The sequence below is a fragment of the Flagellimonas sp. B-3 genome, from assembly GCF_056857835.1.
In genome coordinates, this window is record NZ_JBSXNW010000024.1 from 1,196,109 (window position 1) to 1,216,869 (window position 20,761).

Below are 20,761 nucleotides of genomic sequence, written 5' to 3' on the forward strand. Positions count from 1 at the left end.
AAATCAATCAACGAATCCGTCTGGGTTGGTGTCCCAAAACACAGGAGTGCTAGGGGCACTTTTCTGTGTAATGTTCGTATTGCTGTCCGCTGCGGTCTGCGAATACCACATAGATCTTAGGAACGGTCCCGGGTCGTTGGTGGTAAAAGCAGGAGTTAGGTTGTCCGGTTGACCGGTTCTTCTGTAGGTGTTATAAGCCTCTATTCCGTTGCACCACAATGCTATAAAGTATTGCTCTACAATAATGCGAAGTTTGTCCGTATCATCCCCGGCATCAAAATTGGCCAATATTTCCGCTACATGATCGTCGATGGCCGTTGAGGTGGGTTCGTATCCCGTGCCACTTGCCAAAGATGCTCCAAAGTCAACCACGGTGCCTATGGACTGTCTGATTCCTGTTTCCAAGTAATCCCGAGCATTTCCAGTGGTGTTCAATGTCAACGCTGCTTCGGCCAACATAAAATAGGTGTAGGAGGACATTAGAATGGGTGAAATACCGGCTCCTACCAAACCTTCATTTATAGCTCCGGAACCGGACACATTTCTAAATGAGTCATCATCAAACGGTCCGCCAACAGGGTATGTACCATGTAGTGTTCTAAAGGCGTCATCTGGTGGAATACCATCATCATCCAAGTGGTTTCTTCCCCAATATCCGCTTAAACCATTGGTTGCGGGCACTAAGCAATAGGGTTGTGAAGGATCCCACCAAGCGGGCAAGGATATTTCCGTAACACATTCTTTGGTAACAACATCGGCACCTGAATAATCTGATTGTTGTCGGTAAAAGTAGTACCGTATTCTTGGGTCTGGGTCACTATACTGATTGGCCATCAGGTCCATATAATAGTTACAGGTATAAAAATCCGAACTTGGCCCTGCGCCATCGTAGTTGGCATCAAAATAAGGATGTCTACTATCTGGGGAGGCATTGTTGGTGCCCCATTGGAACAAGAAATCATCGGAAGGATCCAAAATCAACTGGTTTCCACTGATCAACTCGTTGATGCGCGAGGTGGAAACAGATGCCCCAAACCCATCGGCACTGGCCAAACGTGTTTGCAGGTATAGCTTCAATCGCATGGTATTGGCGACTTTTTTCCATTGACTTTCGTTGCCGTCGTAAAAAAGGTCATTGGAGGGTAAAGACGTCTCATCTTTATTCAGGTTGGCAATGGCATCGACTAAAAGTTGGTCTGCCGCTTGGTAAATGGAAGCTCCTGAATCCACAGAGGGGTTCAGAATACCTTCACCGCCAGATACTGCTTCCGAATAGGGTACATCTCCAAAGAAATCCACCATGGACATCATGATGTAGGCTTCCAAAATTTGCCCAATGGCAAGATGGGTGAACTGGCCAGCGTCTTCTGCCAAGGGGTTCATGGTTCTGATATCGATCAATGCCCTTGCGTAAACATTGTCCCAGACCCTATCAAAATCCGATGGATCATAACTTTCACGATACGTTGGGCCAAACCCGTGTTGCATTCTTACCGGTTCCATTCCAAATTGACTGAGGCCGTTTTCGGCGCGCCCCTCTTCACCGGAATGGATTTGCGCGGTCATCAGTTGTATTTGATTTAGAAAGAAATCGACGCTCGCCTGCGAAGGGTTTAATGCATTCGGACTCTCCACAACATCCAAGGATGTGGTCTCACAGCCCAACATAACTGTCAGTGCAGCGATTACGAGACTTAGTATATTTGATATTTTTTTCATAATATATTTTTTGATTCTAGTTAGCTGCTTTTAAAATGATGCTCTTACGGTAAGACCATACCTTCTGGTGGAAGGGCCTGTGAAGAAATCAATTCCTTGCCCGTTGCCCACACCGGTACTTGATGAGTTGGTATCGTAACGAACATTATCTGGGAAGTTTACCGCTTTGTACCATAAGTTGGTACCAGATAGTGTAAAGGATAAACTTCCAAAAGGCGTTTTATCCAACATTTTCTTAGGAATAGAATACCCTAATGATGCTTCTTGGACACGGATAGTGGTGCCATCAAAAATATTTGCTTCGTTGATGCCACCGGCAAAAAGGGTGTTGAATCCAAATTCTGTGGACGAAATGGCAACATTATTGGGTGTGCCATCAGCAAAAACTCCAGGCAAAATATAATTGGATTCCCTGTGGATCGGATCATCCAGATCAACCACACCACGACCGATCAATCCTGCAGTGGTTACAGAGTAAACATCACCGCCATGGCGATACTGTAAGTTGGCCGATAGGGTGAAGTTTTTGAATGTTATTGTTGGAATCAGCGCAGTGGTCCAATCTGGATTGGGATCACCTATTTCAGTAATGTTGTTGTCCACCAAATAGCGACCATTTGGGCCTACAACTTTGTTGCCATTGTCATCTTTTAGAATGGTGCTCCCGAGCAAAACACCAAAGGGTCTGCCTTCCACGGCGTAGTTGGCTGCTTCGCCGGCTACGGCAAACGTCAATAGGATGTTGTTGGTACCTTCGGCCAAATCGGTAACAATGGTTTCGTTGGCAGTAAAGTTTCCAGCTAGATTAAATCCTATTCCAGCTTCACTTTCCCTTAATAGATTAAGGTCGTAATCAATCTCGACACCTTTGGTCTCTACCTCACCAATGTTAACAAAAGTGGAACGGAAACCTGTGGAACTGTCCAAAGTACGGTTGGTAATCAGGTCGGTAGTTGATTTTTGGTACAAGCTCACATTAAAATTGAGGCTGTTGAACAACCGAGTGTCCAAACCTATTTCCAGTTCTTGAACTCTCTCTGGTGATAAATTCCTGTTCCCCAAAACATCCGAAACTGTGTTTCCTGATACTACATTGCCATTGAAATCTACAAAGGTCCTTGCGCCCAAGGTGAGGACATCCCGTGTATTAAATGGGGTAGGGAAACCTGCGGAGGAACCATAGCCCACTCTAAGTTTGGCATAGTTCAGTACGTTTCCTTGCAGTGCAGGGAATGCGGTTGTTGGAATAAAGGATAAACTGGCTCCTGGATAGAACAAGGAGTTGTTTTCCCTTTCCAATGTTGAGGACCAATCGTTTCTTCCTACCACATTGAGGTAGAGCAAATCCTTATATGAGAGGGTAGCATCTAAATAAACTCCAACTAGGTTTTCCTCAAAATTTTGATTCAAATTAGCTCCAGAGAAAGAGTTAACAGATGATGGGGTGGTAAAGTTGTAGTGTTCGAGCACTCCAAACACCAATTGTCCTTGGCTTTCAATACCATCTTGTGCATAGGTATCCCTACGGCTATTGGCACCCAAAGTTGCGGTAAGGTTTACATCTTCGGAAAGACTTTTTTCAGCACTTAGAATCAAATCATGGTTCCAAATGGAGTTTCTTACTGATGATGTCCTTAAAATACCCAAGGTTGGCCCATCTACTCCACCTTTGTTTTGTCCATAGGAGTTTAACTCGGTGTAGGTATCCAAACCAACACGATAGGTGAGGTTCATCCAATCGTTGATGGCGTAGCTCATGGAAACATTTCCTGTAAAACGGTCGGTTTCCTGAGAGGTTTTTGAGTTGGCCACGGTCCAATATGGGTTTTGGATATCGTTTCCTGAACGGTAGTATAAACTTCTGCCATCTGCTGCTTGGAACGGAATGTTGGTTAAATCGACACTCCTTGGGGTATAAAGCACATCCCCAAAAATGGCAGAACCGTTAAAGGCGGCCCCACTACCGGTACTTACTGCATTTGGAGGTGATTTATATCCTGTCCTTGCAAAATTGAAAACACCCGAAACGGTAAAGTTGTTGGACAAAGTAGCATTGCCTCCCAAACTAAAGTTGTTGCGCAATAATCTGTTCCCGGGAGTAACCCCAATATCTTCTGTGCGACCGTAATTGGCATTAAAGTTTACTTTTTCCGAACCTCCGCGAACATTAACGGATGTACTGTACACATAACCGGTCCTGAAGAATTCTTCGACGCCATTGTAGGGTTTATAAGGATATTCGTCGTCCAAAAGGTCTTCATAACCTGCAATCAGAGTAGGGTCGGCAATATAGTTGAATGGGTGTTGCGTCAATGCAACTCCGTTTGGACCAGTACGAATATATTGTGCTGCCGTGGCTATGCCATCATCATCTGTACGATCAAAACGAGGTCCCCAGTTACTGAAGAAAAATCCGAAACCTTGGTGAAACCCACTTCCGTAATTATCTTGGAATTTTGGGAGCACTGCATTCGACATAAATACCGACTGTGTAACGGAAACTTCGGTTTTTGAGGGGGTGTCACCTGTGGCGGCACCTTTGGTGGTAATTAAAATCACACCATTTCTACCTCGGTTACCGTACAATACGGTTGCACTCAACCCTTTTAATACACTTACACTTTCTATATTGTTCGGATCAAGGTCTAAAAATCGACTGGATTCGGTGTTTCCATCCAAAAAGTTGGTCTGTGTGTTGGTGCCAGAATCAAAAGGGATGCCGTCCACAATAAACAACGGTTGGTTGGATTGTGTTGCTGAGGAATATCCACGGATAATAATGTTGGTGCCTGAACCGGACATTCCATTATTGGATGTAATGTTGACCCCGGCGACTTTTCCGTTCAATACACGGGCAACGTCGGCCTCCGGTCTGGATTCCACTTTGTCGGATTCCACAGTGGTTACGGAGTATCCTAGGGATCGTTTCTCTCGAACAATACCTTGAGCGGTTACCACTACTTCTTCAAGTTGGGATGCATCTTCGGCCATTTGTACGTTAATGGTACTCCCTGCACCAATACTTCTTTCTTGCGTTCTTTGTCCCAAATAGGAGAATACAAGAATATCTCCTTCACTGGCTTCAATAGCATAATTGCCATCAAAATCGGACTGTGTGCCTCGAACAATTCCCTTAACAACAATGTTAACACCGGGCAAGGGTACCCCTTCTTGGTCGGTGACCGTTCCGGTGACCGTTTTTTCTTGAGCATGGGCAAATACTATCGATAGACACATGGCCACCAGTGCTCCAAACAGTTTCTTTACTTTCATACGAATAAAGTTTTGTTAGTAATTTGAAATGAGTTAGGGCAACTGAGAAAGGTGGACGGCACTGGGAAAATGATAGCTAATTCAAATAATACTTCTGGGAAGTGAACAAAACTTAATGGATTTTGTCTTTTTAAGAAGCAGAGCCTCTCACCGCCCTACCTTTACAATTGCATAACAAATCAACTTATAAGTGTCGTGGAGTAGGTACTTTTTAAACGGCAAGAACCTGAAAAGCAAGGGTGCCCATGGGGAAGTACCGTTTTTAACACATAAAAATGGATTTGATAACAATTTGATAATGGGATGTGAAAAAACCTCTTGGAAATCCAAGAGGTTTTTGCGAATAACTCTGAACGATTTAATGGGTTCTGCTACGCCATCTGTATGTTGTTTTGATTGAAATCCACAGTAGTGGCAACAGATCTGTAATCGTTGGGGCTAAGCCCTGTTACTTTTTTAAAGGCACCGTAAAAGCTGTTCTTGCTGTTGAAACCTACTTCGTACATAATGGCCTTTACACTTAAAGTGGGGTCCGATACCAGAAGATGTTTGGCTTCTTTTATTCTGTATTCGTTCAAAAAGGAATAAAAGTTTTTGGAGAAGTAAGTATTGATTACTTGGGACACCTTGTACCTATTGTCTTGAATGTGTTCCGAAAGTTCGTCAAGACAAATGGTGTTGTTCCTGTAAATCTTGTCCTCCTCAAAGGCCCTTTTAATTTTCCCTCGAATAGCAAGGGCTTCTTCTTCCGTAAGTCCGGACTTCTTGTACTTTTCATGACTGTTTAATGGGCCGGAGGTCAGCTCCTTCTGCCCAATGTACTTAAAAACGAGTTGTTTTAGTAGTCGTTTCATAATGATTGATGATTTTTGATTGATGACCACTAGTTAGCAATAAAACCCCTGTTTTTAGGTGTTCCCGATAAGAGTTTACCCCTGTTTTAAGTGGTTGAGGTATTCGCTGGGAGTGAGATGGGTGTCTTTTTTGAAAGCTTTGTTGAAGGATACCTTATTGTTGTAACCCACCTCGTAGGCGATGTCTATAATGTTGAGTTCATTTTCTTTTTCAAGGAGTTCTTTGGCTTCTTGTATACGGTAAGAATTTACAAACTCCCTAAAGCTCATATTAAAATGTTCGTTGATCAGTTGCGAGGCATTGTGTCGGGTAGTGTCGAGTTTTTCGGCCACCATGTCAAGATTGATGTCATTTTTGCGATATAGCTTATCTTTTAGAAATAGGTCAGTCAGGTTCTTTTTGAGCTCTTGTGAAAGACTGTCCGTTAGACCGGATTTTACATATTTTGGGAACAGCCGATTGGTATAGGCATATAAACCGCTAAACACATCGGGTTGTACATTAGCGGCATATCCTACATACAAGACCATGGTGCTCATCAAAACAATAGGTGCATGATAGAATACACCACTATTTACCCCTATATTAATGTATATACCATAGATTATATAAACCATTACATAGCTTACATGTATAAAATAGATATTTTTTTGCCAAGTTCTGGTTTTTTTGCTCAGTCCCATTTTGTTGTTGGCTAAAATCAGATGTACAAAAAATGCATAAACCCCTAATGAAGTTGCTTTGAGAACGACCATCAACAATAATTTGGTAGAATCCCCTGGGTTTAACCCTTCTTGCAACCTTTGCAGCATTTGGTTCACTTTTTCTGATCCTGAAAAACCATAAACTGTAAAAATTAGATATACAGTTAAAACCAATGTGGGCAAAAAATGCCATAGGTCGTTTTTTTTAAGATTCGTTGACTTTGAAACGCGCTTAAAATATAGGAAAAGTAAGGGGCCATATAAAAAGGAAGACCAAGTTGACATGAGATAGGTGTGTGGAAACTCGAACACATAATTGGTCTGGTTGATGCATATATTTAAAATGAAAAGCGAATGGATAAAGACAAAAATGGCAATCAGAATTCTCGCCTGTTTGTCAATTTTTTTGTTGATCAATAAAATAAAGGTGACATAAAAGCCAATTAGGGAAACAAAAAAGTAAAAAATTGACCAACCTGTGAATTTTGGTAATACGGTTCCTGATAGTTTGATGAAATCCTCATTGTTCCTGATGTGGTCAAAATCCTCGTGCAATAAAAAAGTGGGCTGAAAATCTATTTTGAAATAATCGTATATATATCCAATTGATTCTTCTGGTTTCTTCAATGCTGCCTGACTAAGCGCTAACTTTTTTAAGATGTGAATTTTTTGTTCCTTATCGGTTACATCAAGATTTTTTTTATAGAGGGGTACTGCTTCCTTAAACCGGTGAATATTAAAATAGTAGTCTGCCCAATCGAGGGAGTCTTTAAAGGTTTCTGCTGTGGGTGCAGGAAAACCACCATAACCGCTGTTAAGGGTAAGGCCATAGGCAAACATGAGGTTTAGCCATAGAAACAGTAAGACAATATAGTTGGTAGATTGTCTCATTTTGATTGATGATGAATTAGTATTAACAATTTATGAAAATACTGTGTTAAAAACGTTAACAAACTATTAAAGTAGGTAAGCCCCGATAAAAGTTTACCCCTAGAAAGCTATATAAACTGAGGGACTGAGGTGAGAATACAAAAAAAGCCGAGAAAATCTTCTCGGCTTTTTTACTTCTAGTAGCGGGGACTGGACTCGAACCAGCGACCTTCGGGTTATGAGCTTGATAAAATACCAACCAATAAATACTTAAACAATTGAAAATAAACTATTTACATTATTTTAAATGTTAAATAAAACCAAATGAATCCATTTAATATCAATTTATTCTGTACCTATTCTGTACCCCTTTTTTTGTTTAAAGTTGTACTTTTATTAAGGATTAAAAAGAAGAATTATGGCCAGCATTAAGATTGTTCGACGGAAAAATAAGGAAAGAAACGACGGTTCTGCACCACTTGCATTGCGGATAAGTGATAATTATAGAACAAGCTACCGATTTTTGGGCCAGTACATTCTTGAAAAAGATTGGGATAAGACAGTTAGCAGGGTCAAAAGATCACACCCCAATTATAAAAAGTTGAACAACTTTCTGATGAAAAAGTTGATTGAGGCCAACGATATTTATTTTGATTTGAAGGAGGAAAGCCTAACTCCAAAACAGGCTAAGCAAAAGTTGAAGGGAGTAGAGGGGATAAAACCATTTTTTGTGTTAGCTGCCGAACGTATAAAGGATAAATATGATAGGGGAACCATATCTGTTGCCAAGGCCGAAATGTCAATTCTTTTTAATATAGATGAATTTTTACACCTTAAACGTTCGTTGAATAAGCATGAGATCATTGAGGGCATTAAAAGCCGAAGAAAGAAACGCATCAGTGATGGACGCAAATCGAAAACCGACTTTTATGATTCGGTGCGTTATTTCAAAAACAGACCATCACTTAGATTTATAGATATCAATGAGCGTTTTATTGAAAAGTTCAAGGATTTTTGCGCTATTTATCTGGAACATAAAGAACGAACCATAACCAATCAACTTATCTTTATCCGTACCTTGTTCAATGTGGCTATAAAAGACGGGATAGTTCCATCCAAATATTACCCCTTTGCTGGTGATAAGGAAAAAATAAGGATTGGTTCAGGGCATAAAATCGGTCTGACTATCAAAGAAGTTCAAAGCATCGAGCAATTGGAGTTGGACCATGGAACTTCTATTTGGCATACCCGGAATGTCTGGTTAACGGCTTTCTATTTTGCCGGCATCCGTATTTCGGATATTGTACAGATAAAATGGAGCGATTTCAAAGACAATCGTCTATTCTATGTAATGAACAAAAACTCTAAACCGGTAAGCTTAAAAATCCCGGATAAAGCGCAGGTCATTTTGGATTTATATACGAATGACAAAGAGTTAAATAATGGCTATGTTTTTCCCTTTCTAAAGGATGTCAATCCCAAGGACACCAAAGCTGTTTTTGTGAAAACAAGAAATGCAACAAAACTATGTAATAAATATCTCAGGCGAATCGCTGAGCTCTGTGATATCGACAAACCTCTTTCCAATCATATTGCACGTCACAGTTTTGGGAATATTGCGGGTGACAAGATTCATCCCTTGATGCTTCAAAAACTCTATCGCCATAGCGATTTAAAGACTACCTTGAACTATCAAGCAAATTTTATCCATAAGGAGGCGGACGAAGCTTTGGACAGTGTGATAAATTTTTAGTGTCCAGGCCAAAGTTGGGAGCTCGATTCTGTACCCCTTTTTGCCGTTGGGACAAAATTGGCTTTTTTACATATAGTATGGTTAGATGGATGATGCACTGAAGGAAAAAATAAAATTACATGCCAAAAATTTGATGATTTGATGACAGATTGATCTTAGCCCAGTGTTTATAAGAGATTAGGCTGTCATCACTTTGTCATCATTCTGTCATCAAAATAAAAAATGATGACAGGAACAATGAAGAAAAAAACAAAAATGATGAAACGATGACAAAATGATGACGGGGGAACAATCAGTATTTATAGGGTCTCCGAGAGGTTTGTCATCAAATCATCAAAATTTCGTTGGAAACGGAACGCAGAGCGAAAGGAACAAATAAATCAAAAGATAAAGCACCCCAAAGGACAGGTGTACGGCTATTTGTCCCGACCGCTCTTTTGGGGTAGCCCATGGGAAATGGAATTTGCAAAGAAAGAAGAATATACCTACCTAGTTATCTAAAGCAGAATAAAGCCAATGGTCATGGGGCAAAACCTTAGGTAGGATATATAACTTCCATCTTACCTAAAGGTTACCTAACCTACCTAAAAGGTAAGATAGGTAAGTTAAAAAAACATCTGACCTAGCTTGAAAACCCTTGTCATCATTGGGTTAGGTAAGAATGTAGGAGAAATAAGGGGAGCTTACAGAGACATATACCATGGACTGTGAAAAAGCCCGCAACTTTTGCATCGTTTATTTGAACTTTTATAAATGTAAGATTTCCATAAGCCGTCTATTTAATAAATCATATCCAGAACTAATACACGTCTTTCTACTGGTCCATTAATGTCAAGGTTGTCTTCCTTGATTATGGGAAATAGAACTGAACTACCCACCAATCCAAATTGCGTTACCAAAGTAAAATAGGTTGCTATGAACGGGCTTTCATCTTTAACAGCCTCAAGGGCTTTTGTATAATCACTATAAGAGTTGAATCTAAAGATTTTTTTCTCTATTTCAAGAATTGAATCTTTAACTTGGTACTCATCTTTGTTTAATGGCCGAAAGCTTTCTTCAGTATGATTTTCTCCACTTGAATCGGTAAAAGTCCACACCGATTTGATTCCTTTTTTATCAAGCCAAACGGAATCAATGAATAGGTACTTTTCATTTATTAGCCTGCTATCCCTATATTTTTTCTCGTTTTCTTTTAGAATAAGTTCTTCTCTCTTGGGGAAATTGCGTTTTGCCATTTGTTCCATAAATGCTAAATAACCTTCCGTTAGATTGCTGTTGGGGTAATAAGTTGGCAAGAACCTGTTTTCGAAATCCTCCACTAGCTGGGTTAGAACCTTGCTCTTTTCAGGCCCTAGGACACTTTCAAATTTTTCTAAATCAGCGGTTTGACCATTACAAGGAAACTGTGACAAAGTCAATGAAAATATCGATAATAAGATGTACTTACAGTTCATGTGTTCACCAACTTGTTTATATCGTTTATTTGAACTTTGTTTTCACTATTTTCTTTATTGCAAAGAGTTATTTTATAAGATAAACCGTTGTTTTAAATTTTTCATATTTCCTTAAGTCGACCTGTGAGAATTTTGGATTTTTTGAAGAATAGTAGACATCAATCTCATATCCCAAACAATCTTTGTTCTTATAGCAATCAAAATATTCAACCCCAACTGTACCACCATATTTTTTATTTTCCACAATATATTCGTAGTCAATCGAATAACGGGTCATATTAATAAATTGGAAATTCGTTATTTTTCCAATTACATGTTTTTTATTAGTCTTTACACTGTAGTCCTTTATTAAATGATAGGTAGAACCTCCAATAATTGCAATTGCCAAAAGCCCAAAAGTGAACTTTTTCCAAAAAGAATTTTCCTTAAATTTATCCATTAACTAATTGGTGACAATCGTTTATTTGAACTTTTATTCAAGTACGGCCTTCACTTGTTTCTCTAAATCCTGAATACCGCTAAATTTCCTGAAGCCTAAATCCTTTCCAAGAGACTTCAATTCATCTACTAAGTCCAGTATCAATTCATATGGTTCAGCCTCAAATCCAAACATGTTATTGTCAAATTGAGTGCCTAGTAAAAGTCCATCATTTTCCATTCCAACACACCAATTTTCCATAAACTCGACTAGTGTTATTTCCGCTAACTCATATTCTTTCCAGCCATCCTTTATGCAAGATTTGGCTCTTGCACTTTCTGACCAAAAACAAATCAACCCAATTGGGTTACCATCTTCATCTTCATAATGTATAGAGCTAGATGTTGCAAATCCCGTTTTGTTTTTCAATGCATAAACCGTTTCTGTTTCACTTACATCCTTGATAAACTTTTCATGTCGATTTTTAACGGTGATATAATCTTGAGACATTTTTCGAAAATGGTTTAGATGAATCGTTTATTTGAACTTTTATTTCTTCAGTACTTGCTTCCACATTTCTGATTCGGCAAACTCCTTTATAGTTTGATTGCGTTTTTCAAGCAATGTCTTCATGTATTTTTTTAAAAACAAACTATCAGCAAGATTTCCTAAAATTCCAACAGGAGATTGATATTCAAAATAGTCAATCATCAATGTGCCATATTCAAGGTCTTTAAAGTAATGCTGGTGCCTAAAGCTTTTAAATGCTCCTTTCACCATTACATCGACAAAGTAATCTGGTCTTTCAAATTCAATAATTTTAGATGTTAGTGTCTGGTAAATTCCAAAATGTTGGGCTCTCCAAGTCACCCATTCACCATCACCGATAAGTCCAGAAACTTTCCCTGCAATTGCATCTTCCTTAGTATGTTCGGTTGATATCTTATGCAAATCGATACTTCTCGATAAATCAAAAACTATTTCCTTATCAGCTTTAATTTCAGTTTTCAATTCAATCTTCGGCATCGTTTTTTTTAAACTTTGTTATTAAATCATTCAATATTAAGTTATAGCCAATTATATCTGCTGGCCTTTTTCCTATTCTATATATCAGGTTTTGCGTCCTTGTCAATAAATTGAATTCCGTAATGTTTAGAGACTTCTGGGTTCGAATTCAATGCCCTCCAACCTCTGTCAGATGCATCCATAAAACTTTTAAATTCTATTTTTTTGCCATTTGAATCAAATAAATGAATTTCCTCAAACCATACTCGAATATCTAAATGCCTTTCATGTCCCTCTTGAAAAAAGTCAAACGTATTTTCCTTTCCATTAAATTGTTGATTTCTCCAGTCAAAACTTAATCTGTCTTCCCATCTTTTAAAACCATCTTCTCTGCAATTAAAAAATTCCCAACCGTAAATAGGTAATCCTCCAAAGCTATTTACAACGGATAGCAATTCGGACAATTCAAATGTTTCAGCTTGTTGCCTATCGTCATACCAATCACTATTGCGCAATGAACTTACGATTCTCTTTACGTTTTTTAAAATCAGCTGAATTCTTCTGTCTACTGGAATTCTTCCGTTTATATCAACCACTATTGGATTGAAAGTACAAGCTAAAAGTTCTCTTTCGAAATCAAATTCCGAACCTAATAGCTCTGCTTCATTCAACCCTCTTCCAAGTCCGTCTAGAATTTCTTTTGAGTAGTTCATATTTTCTTACAGCTTGCTTTCATCGTTTATTTGAACTTTATTATTGTTTTTGTTCCATCTTGTAGGTTAAAGGAAATTTAAGCTCATCCATTTTTTTATCGGTTAATAAATGAAATTCCATACCCCATCCATTGTTAAATGCCACTACACCATATTCAAAATTAAAAATCACTGGACCCATACCATCAGGATATGGTTCGATCAATTCATACCGATCAAAATTTAACTCTTCAACCAAAACATCATCTTCTACCTTTACGAATTTATCAGGCCCAAAAAGAATCACACCATCAGCTTTCCGATAAGAAAATTCAAGGCTTTTAGTGGAGTCAATTAGATTATTATACTTGAATAGAACTGAACTGTCATTTTCTATTCTGACTATTTCACATTCATTGTTCCTAATCAATTGATCCAAATTATAAACCATTAATTTCCCATTCTTGGTCTGTGTAAGCTCTTGCTTTTTTGATTTCGCACATCCAATCAATATCCCTACAAAACATATTATATAAACAACCTTTCTCAATCTGCTTAATTAACTAGTGTAATCGTTTATTTGAACTTTATTTTAAACATAAAGCTATCTAAATAAAATTTCTATGATTGGGATTATTATTAAGAATAAAACCAAGATGCCAATCAAACCATTGTTTAATCTATGTCCCATCTCATCAAAATAATCTGGATTATCGGGACCATATAGATATTCTCTCCATTTATATTTTGGTTTGTTAAAGAGGGTTCTCCAAATAGAACCCCAAATCCATCTTGCGCCTGCTCCGATGAAATTAAAAAATGCCCTAAAAAACCTTGAACCAAACATCTATCGTTTATTTGAACTTTTGTTTAAACATTTCTTCCAATATCGAAATTGTCAGAAATATATTTTTCCATTAATTCTTTATCTATTCTGTTTTTCAACACTAACAGCTCATTGTTTTTATGTGTTCTATAATTCATTAGGAACTTCGATTTCCCACTTCTTGATAATTCAGAAAATTCAAATCGGTTCGGGTCAAACTTGTCTGTTATCAATTCCTCCTTTTGTACTCTGTCGAGAAATTTCATCTTCCGAGTCATTTTTCCACTTTGTTCATCTATTTCCAACACTGAGTAATATATACTAGCTGCGAATCGATAAAACGTATAGCCCATTAATGTCAGAATGGCTACCCAAATTCCAACCAATAACCCTAAAAAATAAATCAAAATAAGGAACGAAGCCGAAGTCCAAATTATCAGCTCTTTCCATCTAAATGGAATTCGGTCACTCAGGGTATGAACGCTTCCATTTTTGGAAATCCTAAAGTAATCTTCGTTTTCGTTCATTGGAGTTTAACTGAATCGTTTATTTGAACTTTGGCTAACTCAGCACCTTTGTTTTGAGACGTTTTAAATATTAATTGAATAATATAGAAACGGCTTTCCGTGCAAGTTCAATATTTTGTCCATTAACTCTGTAATTTTTATCATTATTAGCTTCCTGTTCCCCCAATACAGCTTCCAAGTCTTTTATTGTATCTAAAAATGTGAACTTATGATTGGAATTGTCATAGATGATTCCAGCCAGATAGACCTTTCCAATTCCCCAAGTCCTAACAGATTTGTTTTGAAAAAAAACTTCGAAATAGAGATAGTCTTTGTTAACTAAACTTGCGATGCTATAATCCTTATTTGTCACATTAGGTTTGTTGAATTCAGAATTTGTGAGATGATTTAACATGGCATTTGACCGTACATAAACATATTGTCCATCTGATACGGCAAACGCATCTTTTATTTTATTCCCATCACCATCTTTAATTCTGAATGTTGTGATGATAACATTTTTACCCTGTTTCGCAGAAATTGAATTTTCGATACTTGGTTTCTTATTTATAAAGTCCTCAAAGGTGGTATAAGTCCCTTCGGGATAAATAAATTCACTACGTTGACCGCTTGCAAAATATAGGTTTGCTAAAAGTAAAAGAGTCAGTATTTCCTTCATCAATATGGTTTAAACGTTGCACAACTTATTTATCAATATTATTGATAATTGTTTATTTGAACCTGAGACTGTTTTTAGTTTATTTAATTCCATATTTTTTAGCTACTTCCATTTGTTCTTTCTTGTCCGCTAAGTCCACACCTACCTGACTTCCGAATATTTGATAGCCATATTTGAACGAATAAATTCGGTCAATCAGCATTTTAAATGGAGTTTGAGTAAGCTCATTTTCTTCAACCGCTTTTTGGATAACGGGTAAATACCTTTCCATCATTTCCAAATTTGAATGTTGGATTACGGCCCACATTACAGCATCATACTTATCACCTACCAATGATTTTCCTATGTAAGTTTGGTTGACTTGGAAAAGAGAGTCAATCAATATTTGATTCTGGATATCAAGCGGATATTGTTTTTCCATGTTTCTTAATTTCCGATACTTTTGGTCGTCTTCACCAATTTTCTTTATTGTAGAAACAAGTTTTATGTTCAAATGATTTTTGTCAACATAGTCGGAAAAGTCAAATTTGGAGTCTTCTTTTGGCAAAGCCCCGCAATTCTTGATCAATGAATCATATAGTTCTTTGGAATCCTTGTAAAAATTCACATCCTTCTTATAGGCTGTCAAATACTCACAACCCTTCTCAGATTGACTCATTTTTTTCAAAGAAATCTCCCAGGTCTCTTTTTTTTCGTTTAAGGCATACAGAGCAGTGGTGATATTCAGGTAATCGGCTGCATTGAATTTATTATTGTCACTTTCGAGTTGTCTTTTTGTGTTTGTTATGATCATCTCTCCAAACGAAAAATTCTTATCGGATACACCTTCCTTCTGTGTGGGTTCGTAGTCAAGGAATTTAGACTCGAAATTATCATAATTCCAATCTCTAGATTCCGATTCTTGGCCAGAAACGAAAAGAATACAAAACAAAAAAAGTGGTAAAGTCAATCTTCTTTTTTGCATGGTTAAGTACTTACAGAACTTTAAAATACATATTATTCTTACAACTCAAGCTATTTTTACTTTTTGATTTTCTCTTTATGTTTTTTGCAATGTGCATTGTCCACGTCCTGTTTCTTGTCCCAAAACAGATTTCCACATTCAATGCACTTTCTTCTGCCTTGGTATGCCAGATATTTATAGAGGGTCTTTTTCGAGCCAACATCAATGAGTTTCATAATTTCTTCAATGCTCAGTTTGTTGTCCCTGTAGTATCGTTCTGCCAACATGGCTTTGTGCAATGCCTTATTGCTAAGACCGGGCTTTCTACCAATTTTCAAGCCACGCCTTCTTGAGCTTTCCAGCCCAGCCCTTGTTCGCTCAATGATAATGTCCCTTTCCAATTGGGCAACCGAAGCGAATAGATTGAAGATAAACCTGCCGTGTGGGGATGTCGTATCAATGAAATTCTCCTGAATGCTTTTGAAGTGGATTCCTTTTTTCTCAAAGTCCTCAATAAGTTTGGTCAAGTGTGAAAGACTTCTGGCGATTCGGTCCAGTTTCCAAACCACAAGTGTATCTCCTTCCCTTAGTATGGATAAAAGTTCATCGAGTCCCTTTCTTTCCGCTTTTGCTCCAGATGAAATATCGGCATAGATATTCTTGGAGAGGATTCCTTCCTTTAGAAAGGCATCCACCTGTAAATCATGTTTCTGTGATTTTGTGCTTACTCTTGCATATCCAAACTTCATCTTAGAGGTAATAAAGGGTATATAAGGTAAACTATTTAAGTGTACGGAAAAAGTAAACTCTTTAGAACCAGCAGACTCGTTTCACTCTAAAAGTTCAATAAAACGGTACCTTAAAAACACTGGTATTGAAATGGAAATCGGAATAAGGGCGAACGGAACGAAGTGGAGTGCTGCAAGCCCAAATCTTACCAAAACTAATACTACTGAGCGAGGAAGAATATCTCTATTTCATCAACTTTTCCAGATAAGAAACTTTGTCCTTTTCTGCTTGAACAAGACGTTCGTAAAGCTTTTTGTTTTCCTCATATGCTTCCACCAGTTTGTCCAATGGATTGAACGTGCAATGGAAATTATTTAGAGGCCCATTATTTACACTATTATCATTAAAGTTGTTGATATTATGAAATATGGATTCCTCAGAAAAATTTTCAATACCTTCTTTGGTAACTCCTAAGGCCTTGGCTATCTCTTCCAGCTTGGCATCATCTACCTTTTCGCTATTCTCAATGTTCGAAACGGCCTGTTGGCTAATGCCGAGTTCTTCGGCAAGAGTCTCCTGTTTCATTCCACGGAGTTCCCTGATCCTACTGATCTTTCTACCTATATGGTTGTTCTTGGTCTTTGTCTGCATATCTCAAATATAGGGTGTTTCCCACAATAATCCGATTGTAAAATACAAAACAGTTTCAATAAAATACAAGTGCCCATGGTGGGGTACTTGGGAACATGGCCTTAATATGGTCAGTGATTCTCGAACCCTTTAAACCGCAAACTCATGAAACATGACACAAACTTACCGGAAAACTTTGAAAAAACGGAAGAGCTGTCCGAATTGCTTGAAAGCATCCTGAACATCATAACCATTGACAGTGCCTTTTTGTCCAAAAAGCAGAAGGAGGGCAATACCGAATATTATTTCCTTACTCTTTTTGTGGATGTCAACAATGACCCGCTTCCCAATGAGATTCGCTCCCTTATAACAAAAAAAGGAAAGAAGCATCCCGATTTCAGGATAAGGGTTTACACAGAAAACCAACCTGAAACAGGCCTTGAAAGGGGATCGCTCTTTTTCTTGGAACATTGCTGTCTGGGAGAGACTGTTTTTGCTCGTTTACAAGGAGAGAATATCATGGATTATTCCACAATGGCATACGAGACCCTTATCAAAAGGGCCATTCGATATCATAAAACGGAATTGGCAAAAGTAAATGCATTTGCCAATACTGCGGAAATCTTGATCAAGGAAGGGGATTATGCCATTGCCACTTTCAACATGCACCAGGCCTTTGAACTTTCGTTCCGGTTCATCGAGCAGATGTGCATAGGAAGGAGCATGGTGACCCACAGCATCATCAGCCATATAAACTATTGCAAACATTTCTTTCCCACCCTCCAACCTTTTAAGAAGTCTTCTAGTATGGAAAACAATGAACTCTTGCTCCTATTGGAACATGCATATAGTGTTGCCCGTTATGGCAATGAGTTTGAGATCACAAAAGTGCAGACCAAGACCGTCCAGTCACAGATGAAGGATTTCATCCAAGAGGTTGATTCTATTTTCCATAGGCACCTTGATCAGTGTAAAGACCGGATAGAGGGAATCGGAAAGGATTTTGAGAAAGCATTCCCGAAAGTAACCGAGAACGTAGGGAAAAATAATGACGCATCTTTTGTTGATCAATTGAAGGAACTGGAAAAAATGCATTTCCATGCCTTGAAGCCCTATCTCCCCGAAAAGGGACTCTATAGCATAGAACTCATTACCAAGGGATACTGTGAAAACTCTTTTATGATCTCCGACCTGATCAAGGTATGTATCACAGCTTTGGAAAACGAAAATTTCTCGACACGTTCCGTTCCCCAACCCCACAGCAATATTAGTGGGGTTCTCGGATATATACTGGATCTGATACCCCATGATGAAATGGAATTCTTGGACAAGGTCAGAAAACTGCTATCGGAACAACAGACAACCACAATCCAATAAATCCATTCACATGAAATCAAAGAAGCAAAGGTTAAAGACCTTGGAAGAGATCCAACAGCTCAGGAATAATCTTTCTGGACTGTTGGGAAACAATAAGTCCATCGACCCCAAGGGAAACTATGTATCCTTCGAGGTCAGGGACAACAACCATCTTTTGACACAGATCATCAGTCTTTTGGAGGTTTGCGTGTTTGCCCTTGATGGGGAGGGAATGATGTTGTTTCCTGCCAACCAAAATGCATCAAAAGAAGATAGTGTTATCCAAGTATTGGAACTGGTATTAAGCATCCTTCCGGATAGCCAATTGTACTTTATGGACAAACTGGACGAAAAGCTGTCGGAACTTGAAAACAAAAAAAATCCATGAACCCAAACGAAGAAAAACTAATAAAGGATTTGAGACTTCACTCAAATGACCATTCCCCTACCTTGGTTCCCCATCCATGGTTCAAGGACAAGTTCCAACCCACATTTTTCTATGTTGATGGACATGCCGATCTATTGTTGACTGTTCGTGCATTGCTATACCTTTCCATGAGGGCAATAAATCCCGATCTTGGTTCGGACGATGTAATGGACAGGAACGAAGAGGAATTTATCCATCAGGCGATGACCATTGCCAATCGTTTAATGCCAGTCGGAGAAGAGGCCCTTATGGACCATTTGAACCTATTTTACAGGGAAGAAAAGAAAGCCAAAAAAGAGGAATGATTTAGAAATGACAAAAGCATTTTCGCCCTAAATAAGCAACTGATTTTTGATTTTTACGCTAAAAAATCCTTGATTTTATTGGGCTGAACGCATTTTTACGCTAAAAACAGCATCAATCCATAAATTTCAGATGGTCAAAAGTAAGGGGCAAATCAACACTTAATTCAAACAACGAACAATCATTTTTTCATCAAAAATTCATTGATTTTACTGGGCTGAGAGCATTTTTTCACCAAAAATGATGTAATTACCAATAATCAATATTCTCAAAAAACACCGTAAAATTGGGCTTTTCCGAAGGAAAACGAATCAATAGCACCGCGTTAGCGTGCTATCCTCTTGCTTTACATTTTTCTTTTGCTGCGCAAAACAAAAAAGAAAGCAATCCAACTTTGGAATTTAAATAAATCATCCATTCGATGAAACTATTGAACCTTTTACGGAATTCCACATTTTCCAAGTTATTGAAAATTCTTACATTTAACACAATCCCCTCAAATTTACAGATAGCCTAGTTAAAACTATGCTTTATTTTAAATTTAAAAACTTGGGCATAGCCAACCATTTTGGTAGTATATGCCATTAAGTTCAACATATAAATAAGTTAGCAGCAAGTCGGACATCAACTAGATGAAAAAAGAAAGAAAAGAAATAATTGAATCAAAGTTTAATCAGAAAAAGATTAATCACATTTTCCATTATTTAGACAATTTTGAAATTCTTATTAAAATTTTAAAAACTGGATTTGCACCTTCTTATTGTAAAGAAATAATTAATGAAACGGATTATTACATTCCAATGGTAAGTTTTTGCAATATACCACTTCGCGATGTTGACTTATATATGAGATACGGTAAATATGGAATCGGATTAAGCCTTGATTGGGCTTTAGAAAATTCAATTTCACCTGTAATTTACACCCACGAAAAAACACCTTTTAAAAATTTACACTCAAAAATTAATCAAATTCAGCTATTCAATCTGTCAAAGAAGATGTTCAAAAATGTCTTGGATGCTAAACTAAATAATCAAGAAGATGAAACCGATTATACAAAATATGATGAATTAATAAAAAACATAAATAAGGTAACTGTACCAACAATTCAGTTTTTTAAAAATTGGAAAACAAAATATAAAGGTCAGGAAATAGTTACCTATCAGGAAAGAGAATGGCGATATGTTCCGACTTTAGAAAATGAAAAAAGATTAATCACTAAAGAAGATACCGAATTTGAGCAATTAGAAAAAAAGGTCTTTAGAAAAAAACCTCACTTGCCAAATCACATTTTAGATATTTCAAAAATTGAATATTTAAGATACGTAATAATCCAGAATGAAAAACAGGCGAAAAGAGTACTGAACACATTAAAATCAAAATTCGGAGAAGAAAATGTCATTAACTCTATTCTATCTGGAAAATTGATGATAATCAAAGATGACCTAATATTTAACGACTTTTAAAATAAAACCTGCTGCCAATAACTAGCGTTCGTGTGGTCGGTACGACCCAGCATGAACGCCGTGTTGACTGAACCGGTTCTCTGTCGGTCAGTCTTCTATGGGTATTGGTCTGTTTTAGGATGGGTTATTTAAGGTCTGCACTTGAACCGTATAGTG

The 20,761-nt window shown here is 37.8% G+C and carries 20 protein-coding genes; 5 read left to right on the forward strand and 15 right to left on the reverse strand.

The features are described 5' to 3' along the window. Positions 1 to 3: 3 nt before the first annotated feature. From AC13CS_RS17835 to AC13CS_RS17850, 4 genes are all read right to left on the reverse strand, one after another. Entirely contained in the window at positions 4 to 1,719 is a 1,716-nt protein-coding gene (locus AC13CS_RS17835) for a SusD/RagB family nutrient-binding outer membrane lipoprotein (RefSeq protein ID WP_482889079.1), read from the reverse strand. A gap of 30 nt (positions 1,720 to 1,749) precedes the next feature. After that, positions 1,750 to 4,992, reverse strand: coding sequence for a SusC/RagA family TonB-linked outer membrane protein (locus AC13CS_RS17840; RefSeq protein ID WP_482889080.1), 3,243 nt, complete (start codon positions 4,990 to 4,992; stop codon positions 1,750 to 1,752). 371 nt (positions 4,993 to 5,363) lie between these two features. After that, positions 5,364 to 5,846, reverse strand: coding sequence for a helix-turn-helix domain-containing protein (locus AC13CS_RS17845; RefSeq protein ID WP_293165305.1), 483 nt, complete (start codon positions 5,844 to 5,846; stop codon positions 5,364 to 5,366). Between the two features lie 75 nt (positions 5,847 to 5,921). After that, positions 5,922 to 7,442 carry a helix-turn-helix domain-containing protein gene (locus AC13CS_RS17850; RefSeq protein ID WP_293165303.1) on the reverse strand — a complete coding sequence of 507 codons (1,521 nt, stop codon included), beginning with the start codon at positions 7,440 to 7,442 and terminating at the stop codon, positions 5,922 to 5,924. A gap of 397 nt (positions 7,443 to 7,839) precedes the next feature. Here AC13CS_RS17850 and AC13CS_RS17855 point away from each other — a divergent pair, with 397 nt between their 5' ends. Then, positions 7,840 to 9,174, forward strand: coding sequence for a tyrosine-type recombinase/integrase (locus tag AC13CS_RS17855; RefSeq protein ID WP_482889081.1), 1,335 nt, complete (start codon positions 7,840 to 7,842; stop codon positions 9,172 to 9,174). Positions 9,175 to 9,953: 779 nt separating this feature from the next. On the opposite strand, the gene AC13CS_RS17860 is transcribed toward AC13CS_RS17855, so the two are convergent. The 11 genes from AC13CS_RS17860 to AC13CS_RS17910 form a co-directional block, all read right to left on the reverse strand. Next, a complete protein-coding gene (locus tag AC13CS_RS17860) occupies positions 9,954 to 10,628 on the reverse strand; it encodes a hypothetical protein (protein WP_482889082.1) in 675 nt (224 codons plus the stop codon). Positions 10,629 to 10,695: 67 nt separating this feature from the next. Continuing rightward, the gene (locus AC13CS_RS17865) at positions 10,696 to 11,067 is read right to left on the reverse strand and encodes a hypothetical protein (RefSeq protein WP_482889083.1); all 372 of its coding nucleotides are present in this window, start codon (positions 11,065 to 11,067) and stop codon (positions 10,696 to 10,698) included. 33 nt (positions 11,068 to 11,100) lie between these two features. Next, positions 11,101 to 11,556: a DUF2750 domain-containing protein gene (locus AC13CS_RS17870; protein WP_482889085.1), complete on the reverse strand. Its 456-nt coding sequence runs from the start codon at positions 11,554 to 11,556 to the stop codon at positions 11,101 to 11,103. Between the two features lie 39 nt (positions 11,557 to 11,595). After that, positions 11,596 to 12,072, reverse strand: a complete 477-nt coding sequence (locus AC13CS_RS17875) for an SRPBCC family protein (protein ID WP_482889086.1) — start codon at positions 12,070 to 12,072, stop codon at positions 11,596 to 11,598. Positions 12,073 to 12,149: 77 nt separating this feature from the next. Then, positions 12,150 to 12,764 (reverse strand): hypothetical protein, encoded by a 615-nt coding sequence (locus AC13CS_RS17880; RefSeq protein ID WP_482889087.1) that lies wholly within the window; start codon positions 12,762 to 12,764, stop codon positions 12,150 to 12,152. Positions 12,765 to 12,804: 40 nt separating this feature from the next. Then, the gene (locus tag AC13CS_RS17885) at positions 12,805 to 13,293 is read right to left on the reverse strand and encodes a hypothetical protein (RefSeq protein WP_482889088.1); all 489 of its coding nucleotides are present in this window, start codon (positions 13,291 to 13,293) and stop codon (positions 12,805 to 12,807) included. 320 nt (positions 13,294 to 13,613) lie between these two features. Further along, positions 13,614 to 14,096, reverse strand: coding sequence for a hypothetical protein (locus AC13CS_RS17890; RefSeq protein ID WP_482889089.1), 483 nt, complete (start codon positions 14,094 to 14,096; stop codon positions 13,614 to 13,616). A gap of 70 nt (positions 14,097 to 14,166) precedes the next feature. Next, positions 14,167 to 14,754 (reverse strand): hypothetical protein, encoded by a 588-nt coding sequence (locus AC13CS_RS17895; protein ID WP_482889090.1) that lies wholly within the window; start codon positions 14,752 to 14,754, stop codon positions 14,167 to 14,169. A 79-nt stretch (positions 14,755 to 14,833) separates the two neighbouring features. Next, positions 14,834 to 15,718, reverse strand: a complete 885-nt coding sequence (locus AC13CS_RS17900) for a hypothetical protein (RefSeq protein ID WP_482889091.1) — start codon at positions 15,716 to 15,718, stop codon at positions 14,834 to 14,836. 56 nt (positions 15,719 to 15,774) lie between these two features. Next, on the reverse strand, positions 15,775 to 16,446 hold the full coding sequence (locus tag AC13CS_RS17905; RefSeq protein ID WP_482889092.1) for a recombinase family protein: 672 nt from the start codon (positions 16,444 to 16,446) through the stop codon (positions 15,775 to 15,777). 223 nt (positions 16,447 to 16,669) lie between these two features. After that, positions 16,670 to 17,077 (reverse strand): helix-turn-helix domain-containing protein, encoded by a 408-nt coding sequence (locus AC13CS_RS17910; protein ID WP_482889093.1) that lies wholly within the window; start codon positions 17,075 to 17,077, stop codon positions 16,670 to 16,672. A 144-nt stretch (positions 17,078 to 17,221) separates the two neighbouring features. On the opposite strand from AC13CS_RS17910, the gene AC13CS_RS17915 reads away from it, so the two are divergent. The 4 genes from AC13CS_RS17915 to AC13CS_RS17930 all read left to right on the forward strand — a co-directional run bounded on the left by AC13CS_RS17915 (position 17,222) and on the right by AC13CS_RS17930 (position 20,605). Next, positions 17,222 to 18,433 (forward strand): HEPN domain-containing protein, encoded by a 1,212-nt coding sequence (locus tag AC13CS_RS17915; RefSeq protein ID WP_482889095.1) that lies wholly within the window; start codon positions 17,222 to 17,224, stop codon positions 18,431 to 18,433. 10 nt (positions 18,434 to 18,443) lie between these two features. After that, a complete protein-coding gene (locus AC13CS_RS17920) occupies positions 18,444 to 18,800 on the forward strand; it encodes a hypothetical protein (protein WP_482889096.1) in 357 nt (118 codons plus the stop codon). Continuing rightward, positions 18,797 to 19,144, forward strand: a complete 348-nt coding sequence (locus AC13CS_RS17925) for a hypothetical protein (protein ID WP_293167299.1) — start codon at positions 18,797 to 18,799, stop codon at positions 19,142 to 19,144. Before AC13CS_RS17920 ends, AC13CS_RS17925 begins: the two co-directional genes overlap by 4 nt. Positions 19,145 to 19,774: 630 nt before the next feature. Then, positions 19,775 to 20,605, forward strand: coding sequence for an abortive infection system antitoxin AbiGi family protein (locus tag AC13CS_RS17930; protein ID WP_293167300.1), 831 nt, complete (start codon positions 19,775 to 19,777; stop codon positions 20,603 to 20,605). Positions 20,606 to 20,761 lie beyond the last annotated feature (156 nt).